Origin of the sequence: Paenibacillus sp. RC73, from assembly GCF_044908085.1 — a bacterium.
GTDB classification, from domain to species: Bacteria; Bacillota; Bacilli; order Paenibacillales; family Paenibacillaceae; genus Paenibacillus; species Paenibacillus terrae_A.
The window spans coordinates 123,529-138,213 of the sequence record NZ_JBIYCV010000003.1; the positions used below are offsets into that span (position 1 = coordinate 123,529).

The window sequence follows — 14,685 nt, forward strand, 5'->3', positions numbered from 1 at the left end:
TGAGGTTCCTATGGAAAAGCTGTTTGACCTTGATTATATGCTGAAAAGCCTTCCCCGGATCGTGGAGTATCTCCCCGTTACGCTATGGATTGCATTTTTGTCCATGCTGCTGGGTTCGATCATCGGGTTGGGGACGGCCTTAATTCGGATATACAAGGTGCCTGTATTGGCGCAATTGTCTACGTTGTATGTCTCGTACATTCGGGGAACGCCGCTCATCGTGCAGTTATTTCTCGTATATTATGGAATACCCAAGTTTTTATATTATTTTCAGAGCGAATACGGTTTCTTGCAGCAATTAAATATCTACGTGATTCCACCCGAGATTTTCGCACTGTTGTCATTTTCGTTGAATCTCGGGGGTTATCTGTCGGAGACGTTCCGAGCGGCGATTAATTCGGTGGATCGTGGGCAATTTGAGGCTGCCAATTCCATCGGGATGAGCCAAACACAGATTATGCTTAAAATTGTGCTGCCACAGGCGCTAACGGTGGCTTTGCCCAATTTGGGGAACACGCTGATTAGTACGGTAAAGGATACGTCTTTTATCTTTATGATTGGTGTCGTTGATATGATGGGACAGGCCAAAATTATGGGCGCGCGGGCGCTGGCCTTTTTTGAAGTATACGTTGCGGTGTCTCTGATCTACTGGCTGGTGTGCATCATTATTGAGCGCGGGCTTGTTGTGCTGGAGAAGCGTATTCGAATTTACGAAAGAAGTGAGTAAGAGCATGATTCAACTTCATCAAATTCATAAGCATTTTGGACAGCATCATGTGTTGAAGGGAATAGACCTGACCGTAGGCAAGGGAGAAGTCGTGGTTATTCTGGGGCCAAGCGGATCGGGCAAGTCCACATTGCTGCGCAGCATTAATTTCTTGGAGCAGCCGACCAGCGGTGTCATTGAGATCGACGGTGTGAAGGTGGATGCAGCCAAGGCGGGGAAAAAGGACATTCTCGGACTGCGCACGGCAACGGCGATGGTATTTCAGCAATATCAACTGTTCAAAAACCTGAATGCCCTCCACAATGTCATGATCGGCCTGACCAGTGTCAAAAAGCTGGACCGCAAGCAGGCGAGGGAGATCAGTGAAGGCATTCTGGAAAAGGTCGGGTTGAAGGATCGCATGACCTACTACCCTGCCCAGCTTTCGGGTGGACAGCAGCAGCGTGTGGCAATTGCCCGCGCCTTGGCGCTGAATCCGCAGGTGTTGCTGTTCGACGAACCGACGTCCTCACTCGACCCTGAGCTGGTGGATGAGGTGCTGTCGGTGATTCAAAAGGTAGCGAGTGAAGGCAATACGATGATTATCGTCACGCATGAGCTTGGCTTTGCGAGGGATGTCGCGGATCGGGTCGTGCTGATGGAGCATGGTGTGATCGTGGAGCAGGGCCTGGTGGAGCAGTTTTTCACCAATCCGAAGGAAGAACGGACACGACAATTCCTGGGCAAAGCGTTGGTACAGAGAGCGCCACAGGAGCAACCGATATCTTCGTAAAATACGTGGAACGGGGTACAACAAGGTTCACCTCCATATGCAGTACCAGTGAAGACACCTTAAATGGTGTCTTTTTTCATTTCAGTGGCTGTTTTGGGCTATATACATGGCGGCTAGAAAGCTTGCTATAACACGATTTCTGGGGCTTGCGGTTAATGAATACAGTGAGTTTCACTGATGCTATGCGAAGATGGGGGGCAAGTTTGGCCGTCACGTAACCAGTGTTAAATATAGCCGCCTTCCATATCTCCTCATCCGTACTTCGATTCGTTAAAACTACTTCTCTAAAACCTCCAAAGCTTTTTAGTTTTCTTTTACTAAACTGCTCACTTATGCCTAATATGTTCCAACACGGCAAGCTGATTCAAGCTGAGCGGTTTTACTCACCTTTGTAAGGCTCAAAACCCTTGAAAAATGATATAATAATAACGAATGGAGCTGATAACGATGGATTTACTTGACCCACGTGTAGATTTTGTATTCAAACGGATATTTGGCAGCGAGAACAATAAGGATGTGCTACTGGCGTTTCTTAACCGTATTTTCACCGAAGCTGGCGAGCCGCCGCTGACTGAGATCATCCTGATGAATCCCTATACGGATAAAGATGATCCGCTCGACAAACAGTCCATCTTTGATGTTTACGCCAAGACCTCTGAAGGTAAACTAATTGATATAGAAATGCAGCTTTTTAATAAGTATGATATTGAGAAACGAACGCTGTTTTATTGGTCCAAACGATATGCGAGTCAACTCAGCGAGGGCGATAAGTACCGAGAACTGAAGAAATGCGTGACGATCAACATTTTAAACTATTCGTTCTTGAAGAATGAGCAATATCATAACATATTTCATTTGCGGGAAGACCGGACAGGGATATCCTTGATTGATGACATTGAGGTTCATTTCTTGGAATTGCCTAAGCTGGATGAGCATAGCGTTCCGTCTGAAGGCGGATTGATCAATTGGCTGTTGTTTCTAAAAAGTGCCGATACTTCATATTGGGAGGTGCTGAAGATGAATGAGCCAGGTTTGGAGAAGGCGATGGACACCCTGCAATATTTGAGTCAGAATTCGGATGCCAGACGATTGTATGAGGCCAGACAGAAGTATCTGCATGATGAGGCATCTATGCTGGAAAGTGCAGAAATGGAAGGTGTTAAGAAAGTGGCCAAGAATATGCTCGAAATGAATCTGGATATAACGACCATTGTGAAGGCCACTGGATTAACGGAACAGGAAATCAAAGGCTTGAGCAAGAATAGTTAAGGGTATTTCTATATCGAATTTAAAGACATACTGAATGTAATGTCAAGGAATTAAAAAGAAGAGACTCGAAACCGAGGCACTTCTTTTTAATTCTCTTTTGATTGACAGCTATGTTTAAGATGGTTTAGCCTATATTCACATTGAGGTCTTTAAAAATATCAATTAGGGCTGTTGCATCTTGTTCGTTAAGACTTAGAAGTACTCGCTTCTTTTCTTTAACAGTAAATGAAATATGCCCAGTGAGAATATTTTTCTCAATGTACACCGTATCAGGAGGGTTTAGATTAGCAGCTGAAGCCTCCTGATCTTTTTTGTCATTAGATAGCATTTTTATTGCATCTTTTCTAGGGAGTGCGGGGAGTAGGGCAGCAAGCTCTTGAAGTCGTGCTTTAAAAGACTCCTTACTAATAACTTCTTTTGTTCCTACAGCTAGATTCTCTTTTCGTAAATCTAGTGGATCACGATTAGCGACAAGAACAAATTGACTTGGTTGTTCTGCAATGCCCATAATAACTCTGCTCATCTTTGTGTACTTACCATTGATGTTAGAGACTATAGATCCTCCTGCATTCCAATATGACCATGATTCAGTAGTTGCTTTGTCAACTGTTTCAAAACATCTTTTAAGGACCTGGTAGTTCCTCTGTGATATCGACATTTTTAGCGATATATTATGTAGGGTGACATCAAAACTGTCATTACATCCGTAGAAGCTTATGTGTCGTTATCTTCGGACAGGGGTATCCACTCCCCCTCGCCTCTATCGTACAAATCCACAACTTGTAGCTTAAAGATGACTTCTACATGCTCTTGGTAGACAATCAGCTTTTCTACATAGCTGTCGATGAACTTCTTGATCTCAGAAAGGTTTCGGCTGGAGATGTGGTCCTGAATGCCAGAAAGCAGTTGTCGCAGACTTTCCTCTGTGATGGTTGCTTTTTCTTTTACATGCTGAGCCTCAAAGATGACTGAGCCATCCGTGCTTGTACACATAGAGTCTGTAAAATAAATTGTGTACTCACCCACGCTTATTTCCAATTTCACTTAAATCAGTCTTGTGATTTTTTGTGAAGTACGTAATGTATAGAATGAAAAGTGTTGAAATGAATTCCGAGGGGGAGCTATGTATCAAAAGGGGGCAATTTCGTGAGGCCATCGGAATTGGCTTGATCTTTTCGCTCTCCATTGTGTTGTTCGTCGCTATTTATTCCCAAACGATACCGGATCAGGACATGCCGCCTGTGAAGCGGGGAGTGTTGGATTTGTCGAATTGGGATTTCCACAAGCAGGGATGGGTCAACCTGGATGGAGAGTGGGAATTTTATGAAGGTGAATTACTGGAGCCTGCCGATTTTCGCGAAGGGACGCGTACAGAGGTCTCGTATTTATCCGTACCTGGCACGTGGAAAGGAAAATCAGCGAATGGCGGTATGAACCGAACAGGGTATGGTACGTACCGGTTGAAAGTGCTTATTAAAGATACGGATGAAGTTTTAGGTTTAAAAATAAGGAGTATTCGCCTTTCCCATCGATTGTTCATTAACGGCAAGTTAGAAGGCGAAAGTGGGCGCCCAGCAGTCGATATCAAGGAGCATCAGCCTGGAAATACGCCCTACAGCGCGTTTTTTCACACGGATGCCAAAGAAATCGACATTGTAATTCAAGTGTCTAACTACGTATTTGTCACCGGTGGTATTGCTGGCTCGATCCCATTCGGATTGGCTGAAGATGTGACGAAGCTAAACAGTATACAGATCGGCACCGATATCGGAATTATTTTGATTCTTGGCATGTTTGGCGTGTATCATCTCAGCTTCTGTCTGCTAGGGCGAAGAGAGAAAACATATTGGCTCAGCGGGCTGTATTTGCTGCTGCTTTTATTGGAAAAAGCACTTTTTGGCGAAAAGATTTTACAGAGGGTACTGCCTGGCCTCCCTTTTGATATTGTTTACAAGCTGCTGGATTTAAGCGAATTTGTCGGCGCTGTGGTGCTCATCCTGTTTTTCAGTTCAGTTGAAGCCCGCCTCATGTCGTCTCGGATGATGAAGCTGATACTGACTCCGTTAGGCCTATATATTACGGCGGTTGTCGTGTTGCCTTATCGTGTGCATATCCAGGGAAAATACGTTTTCTTTTTTTACTTAATCATCGTTTTCCTATACATTATTGGCAGAATGGCGTATCTGTACATTCAAAGCCAAGGCGGCTCATCCGATCGGAAGGAATTAATGCTTTTTATTGGCGGAAGCGTTTCGATGATGATCTTTTTGGTGGACGGAAGCCTCTATTCGGAGAATATGGTTTCGACCGATCTGGTGGGAAAACTCGGAGTAGTTTGTTTCATCATCATCATGAATATCCTGCTCGTGGTTCGATTCTCGAATGCTTATGAGAAGACGGAGCTACTTTCCTATCAATTGACGGTTTCCAACCAGCTCAAGGACGAGTTTTTGATGAACACATCCCACGAGCTCAAGACTCCACTGCATGGCATCCTGAATATGACGTCTTATTTACTGGATGATGAGGAAAAAAATCTGTCGCCGAAGCAAAAACGGAATCTTTCGCTGATCAAGGATACATCTATCAAGCTGTCCATGCTCATTCACGATTTAGTCGATGTTACCCGTTTGAGGCACGGGGAACTGAGTCTGCATCCGACCGCTGTGGATGCCAGAATGGTAACACAGATTGTATTCGATGTACTGCAATTTGAGCTTTTGGGCAAAGCTGTGCAACTGGATAATCAAGTCGATCCCGATGTCTGGGTGCAAGCGGACGAGAATCGGCTGCGTCAAATCATGTACAATCTGGTCAGCAATGCCGTTAAGCATACAGACAAAGGGTCGATCAAGGTGGTGTCGAGCGTTGCCAAGGGAATTGTTACGATTTCTGTCGAGGATACTGGAACAGGGATTCCTAAGGATAAACATGCTGTAATTTTCGAATATTTTGAGCAGCTTGACGGGCCGCTGCCTAAGGATGGATATACAGGAATGGGCGTTGGTTTGTATATTAGCCGCAAGTTGGTCGAACGCATGGGTGGAGAAATTTGGGTGGATTGGTCGGAGGTCGGTCAAGGCACACGCATGACGTTTACATTGCCAAGCGCAGTCCAAGTACCGGCTAATCGTGAAACGGCATATGCGTTGCAAGAGCAGCAGCGATATACCGATAAGGATCAGGAGCTGAATATTTGGGATGGACACGAGCATACCGTAATGATTGTTGACGATGAAGCCTCCAATATCCACACCTTGTTGAATATTTTGAAACGGCATCGCTACAATGTCGTCACCGCTTTCTCAGCAAAAGAAGCATTGGAGAAAATAGAAGAGTACCCGCAAGTCGATCTTGTCATTCTCGATGTGATGATGCCGGGGATCTCGGGCATTGAGCTGTGTCAGAGACTGCGAAGCAGCTACTCCATTCTCGATCTGCCCATTTTGTTCGCAACGGTTAAGGATACGCCGCAAGACATCGCGCTCGGCTTCAGGGCCGGGGCGAACGATTATTTGACCAAGCCGTTTGAGGCGGAAACGCTCATTGCCAGAATCCAGACCCTGATCGCTGTGAAAACATCGCTCCAAGAAGCGATTCGCAATGAGCTGGCGTTTCATCAAGCGCAGATCAAACCGCATTTTCTCTACAACGCCTTGAGCAGCGTTATTTCATTTTGCTATACGGACGGGGAAAAAGCTGCGTACTTGTTATCGATGCTCAGTCAGTACTTGCGCTACATCCTGGACATGGATTCTTCCACGCTGTTCGTCCCTCTCTACCGGGAAATGGAGTTAATCCAGGCGTATGTTGAGATTGAGAAAGCCCGTTTCGGAGAGAGGTTCGACTACGACTTTCACTACGATAACCGTATAGAGCATTTGGAAATTCCTTCTTTATGCATCCAGCCTTTTGTCGAGAATGCGATTCGGCACGGTTTGTTCGAGAAGGAAGGACACGGCAAGGTGACGCTTGCGATCAACGAGGGAGACGGTTATATCCGGGTGGTAGTCGAAGACGACGGCGTCGGCATACCGGATGATCTGTTGGACCGTATGTCCAAAGGAGACCTGCAGGATTGCGGCATCGGCATCCATAATATCCGCAAGCGTCTGGACTCTCTCCCAGGGGCAACGCTAAACATCAGCTCCGATAGGGGAAGAGGAACTAAAATAACGATGTATTTGCCTGTAAGGAATAACGAAAAGATCGGTTCGGGTAAACGGAGGAGGAGCGAGGTTGTTTAATGCGGTCATTGTGGAGGACGAAATACCGATTTTGAATTTAATGAAATATGTCATCGGGCAAAACCCGTACTTTACGATCATAGGTGCTTTTACAAGCTCGCTTGAGGCGCTGGCCAGCCTGTCTGAGCTTCGGCCGGATGTCGCTTTCCTCGATGTGGAAATGCCAAAGATGAACGGGCTGGAACTCGCGGAAAATATCAACGAAGCGTCGGAGCAGACGAAAATCATCTTCACGACGGCTTACAAGCATTATGCGCTGGATGCATTCAAGGTTTATGCCTTCGACTATATTTTGAAGCCTGTGACACCCGCGGCGATCGAGCGGGTCGCAAACCGGCTGGTCAAGCTGCATCGACCTGTCGGCAATGCTGAACAGCAGGTGGGGCTTGCCTCGATTCGGTGCTTTGGAGGATTCGAGGTCCGAAGTCGGGAAGGATCGCTAATCCGCTTTCCGACACGCAAGACGGAGGAGTTATTCGCTTATTTCCTCTGCCATCCGGGTCAGAATCTCAACAAGTGGCGATTGGCGGAATTGCTGTGGCCGGATATGAGCGAGGACCGCGCGTCGCATAATTTGCACAACACGATGTATCGTTTAAAGAAACTGTTGAAAGAGCAAGAGATCGGCATGGAGATTCAGAAAACGAACGAAGGATACATGCTGGAACCATCGGATCGAACGTACGATGTGCTGGAATATGAGCGGTATGACTTTTCTCTTGTGGGAGGATTTCAGGATGCGGCGCAAGCGGAACATGTATGCTCGCTCTACAAAGGTCCGCTACTGGATAGAAAAGATTACTTCTGGAAATCTCCGCTGGAGGAAGTATTCTGCAAACAGTACACATCGCTTGTACGCAGCTTGATCCAGCAGGATCTCGCCAGGGAGGATTGGAAAAAGGCGGAGCAGAAGATTGATTCGTATTTGACCATGTATCCCCTGCATGAGGAGATGAATCAGACTTTGTTGAGCATCTATGCAAGCAGTGGGGACAAGGAGAAAATCGTCAGGCATTACGCGCAGTTCGAGGCTTCTTATCGCAAGGAACTGGGGCTGGAGCCGCCGCAGGAGCTGAGAAGCCAGAAGGCGTCGTATTTGGAGTAATCTTGTCCGACCGTTTTTACCGAAAACTGAATACTGGATTAATAAGAAAGTGATTATTCCCAGTTGAAGAGTCTATTAGGGAATAGTCTCTTTTTTTTCGACATTATTCGTGGTTTTGTGAGAATTTTGTGAGAACAGTTTGATAGAATGTTGCAATGGGGGGAGGCAATATGGGGCGAGTGAATCAAGCGATACTGTTGGGAGTTCTGGCAAATCGAGCGTTTCAATCACGATATATAATCAGGACGAGCAGAAACACGTAAGTTGCGACAGTAGATAGCACTAGAAATATATATAAGATTATGGAAACTATCAAATGTGGAAAGCGGGGGCATCCCCATTCCGCAATGAAGACGCTATTGTTCAGCCGATACATGAATCAGATGTTAGCAAGCAGAGATCCTGCAACGGAAAGACCAGAAGGGGACGTTAGGCATAGGGGAAAATAGTCGGTCTCTTATGGGTTCTCTTTTTGCTTTTTTTAGACTTGTTTAGATTCAACGCTTTAAAATTCATTCTGCGAAACGATCAGGGGGGAACAAAATGTTTAGAAAAGAAAAAATGAAGTTTGTGGCAGTGATAGCTATTCTATGTATGATTTCAACTTTGTTAGGTAATTTTAATGCCGCTTCTGCGGCTACTACTGACATATTAAAGAAAGCCTATATTACAAGCTACAATACTGGCAAGGTTGATGTGGTGGATTTGGAAAGCGGTACGGTGGAATTGGGCAAAATTACGGTTGGGAGTCAGCCCAATAGCGCAGCGTTCAACCCGAACGGTACGCAGGTTCTTGTGACCAACAGAACGAGTGGAACTGTTTCGGTGATTAATCCGGCTACTGATACGGTGGTCGGCACAATAACAGTGGGCTCACAACCTCACGGAGTAGCCTTTAACTCGGATGGCAGCAAAGCTTATGTAGCTAATATGAGCAGCAACACACTGTCAGTAATCAATACAGCAACGCTTACAGTTACGGGTACAATAAGTGTATTATCAAGTCCTGTAGCCATGGTAGTGGCAGGCCAAAAGCTTTATCTGACTCAGTCTGGCGCTAACAAAGTAGCAGTCGTGGATTTTACCAACGATACGATTACCAGTCAAATTACGGCGGGAGCCCGCCCGTATGGTCTTTCGGTTAATCCTGCGGGTACCAAGATTTATGTAGCTAATCAAGGGAACAATACAGTTTCTGTCATCAACGTTGTGGACAACACGGTGGAAGCAACTGTCCCTGTGGGCAGCAACCCATCGGCTACTGAGGTGTCTCCCGACGGGAGCAGGGTTTACGTGGCTAATAGTGGCTCTGGAACTGTTTCAGTAATCAATACCGCTAGTAATACAGTGGAAAGCACCGTAGCGGTTGGTTCTAATCCCTATGTGGTCGGTATTTCGGCTGATGGCAGTAAAGCCTTTACGGTCAATTATAGCAGCAGCAACATGAGCGTAATCAGAACATCCGATAATAAGGTAATTCAGACTATAGCTTTAAGCAATGGTCCCTTTATGGTCGGTACCTTCATGGTTTCTACGGCTATGGCTGGTAGCCAGAACCCTCCTGTTTATTCGGATGCCACACTAAGCTCGCTGAATTTAAGCGGCATTACGCTCGATCAAACGGTAACTGGAAGTGTGTACGCCTATACTGCAACTGTGCCTAACGATGTTTCGGTCACGACAGCTACGTATACAACTACTGATAGCCACGCGACAGCGGCTTTACAGCTTAATGGGGCTCCAGTTAACAATCCGATTAATCTAAGTGTGGGATCTAATGTCATTAGCATTGTAGTGACTGCACAGGATGGAACGACGAAAAGCTATGAGGTAACTGTTACACGAGCTGGTTCAAATCATGCTGCCTTAAGCTCGCTGAATTTAAGCGGCATTACGCTCGATCAAACGGTAAGTGAAAGTGTGTACGCCTATACTGCAACTGTGCCTAACGATGTTTCGGTCACGACAGCTACGTATACAACTACTGATAGCCACGCGACGGCTGCTTTACAGCTCAATGGGACTCCGGTTAACAATCCGATTAGTCTAAGTGTGGGGTCAAATATCATTAGCTTTGTAGTGACTGCACAGGATGGAACGACGAAAAGCTATACGGTCAATGTCACACGGGCTCCCCGGTTGGTTACTGCTATCACAGTGTCCGGCGCTAGTGGAACAATGTCCGTTGGAGACTCTCTTCAATTTAAGGCAAATGTAACTCCTGACAATGCAACGGATAAAACCTTTAGCTGGTCGGTAATTCCTGGTACAGGGGAAGCAACGATCAATGCTGATGGTGTACTTGTTGCCACTCAAGCTGGTACTATTACAATTCAGGCAGTTGCTCGTGATGGATCAGGTGTTGTGGGAACGAAGGTCATTACGATCGACAAACGTTCTTCTAGCCGTGGTGGTAGTTCTACTACAACTGACACTAATCTGACTCCTGCACCTGTACCGACTCCTGTACCGGCTCCTGCACCTGTACCGGCTCCGACACCTGATCCTGCAAAGGATGTGTTCAAGTCAGATGTAGTGAAGGGTGACGTCAATGTTATTAAGAACATTGAGACTCGGATTCAGGAAGCTAAAAAAACTCCGGTTACATTAACTCTTTCGGACACTAAAGGGCACTGGGCTGAAAAGACTATCGATACTTTCGTAAAGCTGCATGTGATTGAAGGTTACAACGATGGTAAGTTCAAGCCGGATGGTAAGATTACACGCGCTGAATTTGCAGTGATTCTGAGTAGCGTGTTCGATATCAAAGGTGGCAACAATACGAGTGTCGCATTGAAGGACGTTGGCAGCCACTGGGCAAAAGACGCAATCAAGAAACTTGTAGAGGCTGGGGTCATCAGCGGATATGAGGACGGTACGTTCAAGCCAGATAACACGATCACCCGGGAGGAAATGGTTGTTCTTTTATCCCGCATCTTAAACCTTAACAACGTATCGAAGGACACCACCAAAGGCAATTTCGATGACTTGAAGGGTTCTTATGCAGCAAACGAGATCAAAGCTGAAGCACAAGCAGGTATCATCAGCGGTAGAGCAGATGGAAAGTTTGATCCCAAGAGCAACTCCACACGTGCAGAAGCTCTGCAAATCATCCTGAATGCGCTGAAGCTCAATCCGCAATTGAAGACGCTGGTGGATTCACTTAACTAAATACCGTTTCTCCGAATAAAAGGGACAAGTGTATTTTGCACTTGGCTCTTTTGTTTTTTATCGAAAAAGATTAGTCAAAATATTGCCCTATAATCTATTTCCCCTTTTCGGATCAAAGTTAGTTCGATCATGATTGGAAACTAGACATGTAGAATTGCAGCTCCAGATTTATGAACGCACCATTCTTCATTCATTCTTTTCCTTAGCAAAGTAGCTTCTCACACTTATTCATGATAAATTCTAAGAACAATAAAGTGAAGATGTAATCGGGAAGGAACAAGGGTACATGAAAAAGGTTCTATTCATTAATACAGGAGGGACGATTTCTTCCTCCTATCAGGAAAACGGCCTGACGCCGACCCAATCGGCTGAAAATATTTTGGCGGAAATTCCAGAGTTGAAGGAAATCTGTGAAATTGATGCCCATAATCTGATGAGCATTGATAGCACGAACACACAACCGGAGGATTGGGCCTCCATCGCCCGAATGGTACATCGTTCCCTCGATCAGTACGACGGCATCGTCATTGCCCATGGCACGGATACGATGGCTTATACGGCTTCGGCTTTGAGCTTCATGTTGGGAACCGTAGACAAGCCAGTCGTGGTGACGGGGTCGCAGGTGTCCATTCTGGCTGAGCACAGTGATTCCAAAAAAAATGTAATCGACTCGTTCCTGACCGCATGTGGCGAGGTAGCGGGAGTATTTGTCGTATTTAACGGCAAAATCATCAACGGCAGCCGCAGCTCCAAAATCAGAACGCGCAGCTATAACGCTTTTGAGAGTATTAACTATCCGTATATCGGCCTCGTGGAAGACGGGAAGGTGGTCTATACAGAGGGCGTATTTGCGAATCGCGGTACAGTTCTCCATCCGTACAATGACGTGTATGCTTCGGAGGTATTTCTGCTCAGACTGATTCCGGGTACGAATCCGGCGATTTTCGATGCCATTCAGGGTTTGGGCTATAAAGGGATCGTGATTGAGGGCTTTGGCATGGGTGGCGTGCCCTTCAAGGAAAGAAGCCTGATCAGCAAAATTGAGGAATTAATGAAGGATGGCATGAGTATCGTCGTGACCACTCAATGTCCTTATGAGGGCGGCGATCTGACGATTTACGAGGTGGGGCAGAAGGTGCTGGAAAAGGGTGTTATTCCGGGTTATGACATGACGACGGAGGCACTTGTGACTAAAATGATGTGGGCGTTGGGTCAGACCACTGACCCTGCGGGAGTAGCAAAAATTATGGCCACGAACTATGCGGACGAGGTTTCCTTGCCTACGGAGATCAGCCTCCCTGTAAGGAAGGGAGGCTGATCTCCGTAGCAGGAACAGGAATCAGGACAGGTGACAGGGGCAACCGGCTAACGCTGAGCCTGCCCCAGTCTATTTTGAATCTGAATAGCCAGTTCCAACGATTGTACTGCTGACTCCAGTGGAATCTGGCATTCTGAATGCCCACCAAAGCATTCAAGTGCATGTTCTAAACTTTTTTCGTATGGATTGACAGATTCGAGGTTGATTTTTTGCTGCCCTGATGCGGTATACTCATATAATGCGGTGGGTATAAGATCGTTTTCGTCGCTTTCATGAAATACCAGCTTGGCCTTTTCAAAATAAGCTTCATAGGCCACCGTGAACGGGTAACCTCCTGGCATATGGGAAGAAGCGATGACTTCTGTGAACGTATCCTGATGCTGAAAATAGGCCCGAACCTGCGCCTGCTCAGGATTGACCACCTCTGTACCCCAGACTGTACACGGGTCACTGGGTCCCAACAACCATGTGAGTAAATCCAGCTCATGAATCATGAACTGAGTAGGGATGGAGCTTAGCCCAAGGTTCCCCCATAGGGGAGGCGTTTCTCTTTTCAAGGACAAGGAAATGAGCTTCCCGTATTTTTGTTGACGGTGAGCCTCATAAAGAAAGGTATAGGCAGGATCAAACTTAATGAACTGGTTGACGAGAACCTTTTTACCATATTGCTGCTCAGCCTGTTGTATAAGGAGAGTGTCTTCGAGATTAAGGCAAACCGGTGTTTCACAAAATACATGCTTTCCGTGCTTCAACGCATCAACGGCATGTGACCTGTGTGCATGAGAGGGCAGGCATATATCGACGATGTCTACGAATGGATCAAGCAGAATATCCTCTATATTTTGTGTAACCTCTACGTTCAGCTCCTTTTTCAGCTTGTGCAGTTTGGTTTCATTTCTTCCGTATACGACGATTCTGTTCACCTGGGCATGGTTGTTTAAAAGTGACGCATGATACGAACCGAATCCCGTCCCCAATATTCCAATATTCATTATCTATTACACCCCTTTACTTCTATGATACGCTCCTATTTTTGCCAACGGGGTGTCAACAATCTATGTACTATCTGTTCAATTCGGATTAACCATCTATGGTGGAGGTATGATTGTGAGACTGCATCGTTTGATTGCGATTTTATTATGTATCGAATCCAGAGGAAGAATGAAGGCCAAGGAATTGGCATCCGCACTGGAAACCTCTGTACGCTCAATCTACAGGGATATCGACCTTTTGGCTGAAGCCGGGGTTCCGATTGTTACTGCAACGGGCCCAAAGGGCGGAATTTACTTGATGGAGGGCTATACGGCGAACCTTAAACAGTTAAATGGCGGTGATGTCATTCAGTTGTACTTAACGGGTATGGGCATTTATACAGGCGGGCCAACGGAATCGGGCTTAAAGCTAAAAAATGCACTGCTCAAACTGGAACAGACAATGCCGGACTCTTATCAGTCAGATATTCGGAAGGCCAAAGCGCGGTTTTATTTTGATGATACGCCCTGGTGGACGGAGCGCGTAGCGATTCCCTGCCTTGAGGTCGTGAGAGCTGCGGTATGGGGGTCTTATAAAATAACCATTCAGTACCGTAGAGCGGACGGAGTCTGTTCTTCACGGCATGTACATCCCTATGGACTTGTGGTGAAAAAGGGAGATTGGTATCTCATTGCCTTTTGTGAAGCTGGGCAGGAGATTCGGACCTTTAAGTGCGGGCGAATCATGGCGGTTAAGGTTAAGCCGTCTGCGGAGTTCTTTGAGGTTCCTGTGGATTTTTCGCTGGAAAATCACTGGACGAAGCAAGAAACAACATTTAAGGAGTTGTGCAGAGAGAAAGAATACTACCCGGTTGTGATCCGGACGAATGAGGCGCAAGCTGGAATCGTAGCGAAAAGACTGGAAATTCTCCAGTCCGCACAGGAAGGGAGCCATTTGCTTCTGACCGTAAACATGTACAGTTATGAAGCGGCCTGTCGTGATGCAATGGATTGGATTGGCCGGGTTGAAATCGTAGAGCCTGCAACCCTTCGGCATTTTGTGAAGGGGCAAATCAGCCAACTCCAGAAAAAATATATATAAATT

General features: G+C 46.2%; 11 protein-coding genes. 8 read left to right on the forward strand and 3 right to left on the reverse strand.

Translation table 11 applies throughout. The annotated features are described in order from the left end of the window. The first annotated feature begins 10 nt into the window (after positions 1-10). From ABH897_RS07475 to ABH897_RS07485, 3 genes are all read left to right on the forward strand, one after another. Positions 11-727 carry an amino acid ABC transporter permease gene (locus tag ABH897_RS07475; protein WP_149094332.1) on the forward strand — a complete coding sequence of 239 codons (717 nt, stop codon included), beginning with the start codon at positions 11-13 and terminating at the stop codon, positions 725-727. A gap of 4 nt (positions 728-731) precedes the next feature. Beyond that, positions 732-1,499, forward strand: a complete 768-nt coding sequence (locus tag ABH897_RS07480) for an amino acid ABC transporter ATP-binding protein (RefSeq protein ID WP_283653865.1) — start codon at positions 732-734, stop codon at positions 1,497-1,499. Between the two features lie 432 nt (positions 1,500-1,931). Next, positions 1,932-2,768, forward strand: a complete 837-nt coding sequence (locus ABH897_RS07485; protein WP_481857682.1) for an Rpn family recombination-promoting nuclease/putative transposase — start codon at positions 1,932-1,934, stop codon at positions 2,766-2,768. 124 nt (positions 2,769-2,892) lie between these two features. Here ABH897_RS07485 and ABH897_RS07490 read toward each other — a convergent pair whose 3' ends face one another. Together ABH897_RS07490 and ABH897_RS07495 are read right to left on the reverse strand one after the other, a co-directional pair. After that, positions 2,893-3,291 carry a hypothetical protein gene (locus ABH897_RS07490; RefSeq protein WP_404591499.1) on the reverse strand — a complete coding sequence of 133 codons (399 nt, stop codon included), beginning with the start codon at positions 3,289-3,291 and terminating at the stop codon, positions 2,893-2,895. A gap of 191 nt (positions 3,292-3,482) precedes the next feature. Further along, positions 3,483-3,794 carry a hypothetical protein gene (locus ABH897_RS07495; RefSeq protein ID WP_283653862.1) on the reverse strand — a complete coding sequence of 104 codons (312 nt, stop codon included), beginning with the start codon at positions 3,792-3,794 and terminating at the stop codon, positions 3,483-3,485. Between the two features lie 77 nt (positions 3,795-3,871). Here ABH897_RS07495 and ABH897_RS07500 point away from each other — a divergent pair, with 77 nt between their 5' ends. From ABH897_RS07500 to ABH897_RS07515, 4 genes are all read left to right on the forward strand, one after another. After that, positions 3,872-7,015, forward strand: a complete 3,144-nt coding sequence (locus tag ABH897_RS07500; protein ID WP_404520648.1) for an ATP-binding protein — start codon at positions 3,872-3,874, stop codon at positions 7,013-7,015. Next, complete coding sequence (locus tag ABH897_RS07505; protein ID WP_283653861.1) at positions 7,008-8,120, forward strand: response regulator; 1,113 nt, start codon at positions 7,008-7,010, stop codon at positions 8,118-8,120. Before ABH897_RS07500 ends, ABH897_RS07505 begins: the two co-directional genes overlap by 8 nt. A gap of 543 nt (positions 8,121-8,663) precedes the next feature. Further along, positions 8,664-11,291 carry an S-layer homology domain-containing protein gene (locus tag ABH897_RS07510; protein WP_404591501.1) on the forward strand — a complete coding sequence of 876 codons (2,628 nt, stop codon included), beginning with the start codon at positions 8,664-8,666 and terminating at the stop codon, positions 11,289-11,291. A gap of 286 nt (positions 11,292-11,577) precedes the next feature. Further along, positions 11,578-12,609 (forward strand): asparaginase, encoded by a 1,032-nt coding sequence (locus ABH897_RS07515; RefSeq protein WP_404591503.1) that lies wholly within the window; start codon positions 11,578-11,580, stop codon positions 12,607-12,609. Positions 12,610-12,656: 47 nt separating this feature from the next. Here the strand turns inward: ABH897_RS07515 and ABH897_RS07520 are convergent, their stop codons facing one another. Next, on the reverse strand, positions 12,657-13,604 hold the full coding sequence (locus ABH897_RS07520) for a Gfo/Idh/MocA family protein (RefSeq protein WP_404591773.1): 948 nt from the start codon (positions 13,602-13,604) through the stop codon (positions 12,657-12,659). Between the two features lie 49 nt (positions 13,605-13,653). On the opposite strand from ABH897_RS07520, the gene ABH897_RS07525 reads away from it, so the two are divergent. Beyond that, positions 13,654-14,682, forward strand: coding sequence for a helix-turn-helix transcriptional regulator (locus ABH897_RS07525; protein ID WP_483874954.1), 1,029 nt, complete (start codon positions 13,654-13,656; stop codon positions 14,680-14,682). Positions 14,683-14,685 lie beyond the last annotated feature (3 nt).

What these genes read in the sequence shown, in the direction of transcription:
- ABH897_RS07475 (WP_149094332.1), top strand. Translation starts at nt 11, where the DNA reads ATGGAAAAGCTGTTTGACCTTGATTATATGCTGAAAAGCCTTCCCCGG.
- ABH897_RS07480 (WP_283653865.1), top strand. Translation starts at nt 732, where the DNA reads ATGATTCAACTTCATCAAATTCATAAGCATTTTGGACAGCATCATGTG.
- ABH897_RS07485 (WP_481857682.1), top strand. Translation starts at nt 1,932, where the DNA reads ATGGAGCTGATAACGATGGATTTACTTGACCCACGTGTAGATTTTGTA.
- ABH897_RS07490 (WP_404591499.1), bottom strand. Translation starts at nt 3,291, where the DNA reads ATGAGCAGAGTTATTATGGGCATTGCAGAACAACCAAGTCAATTTGTT.
- ABH897_RS07500 (WP_404520648.1), top strand. Translation starts at nt 3,872, where the DNA reads ATGAATTCCGAGGGGGAGCTATGTATCAAAAGGGGGCAATTTCGTGAG.
- ABH897_RS07510 (WP_404591501.1), top strand. Translation starts at nt 8,664, where the DNA reads ATGTTTAGAAAAGAAAAAATGAAGTTTGTGGCAGTGATAGCTATTCTA.
- ABH897_RS07515 (WP_404591503.1), top strand. Translation starts at nt 11,578, where the DNA reads ATGAAAAAGGTTCTATTCATTAATACAGGAGGGACGATTTCTTCCTCC.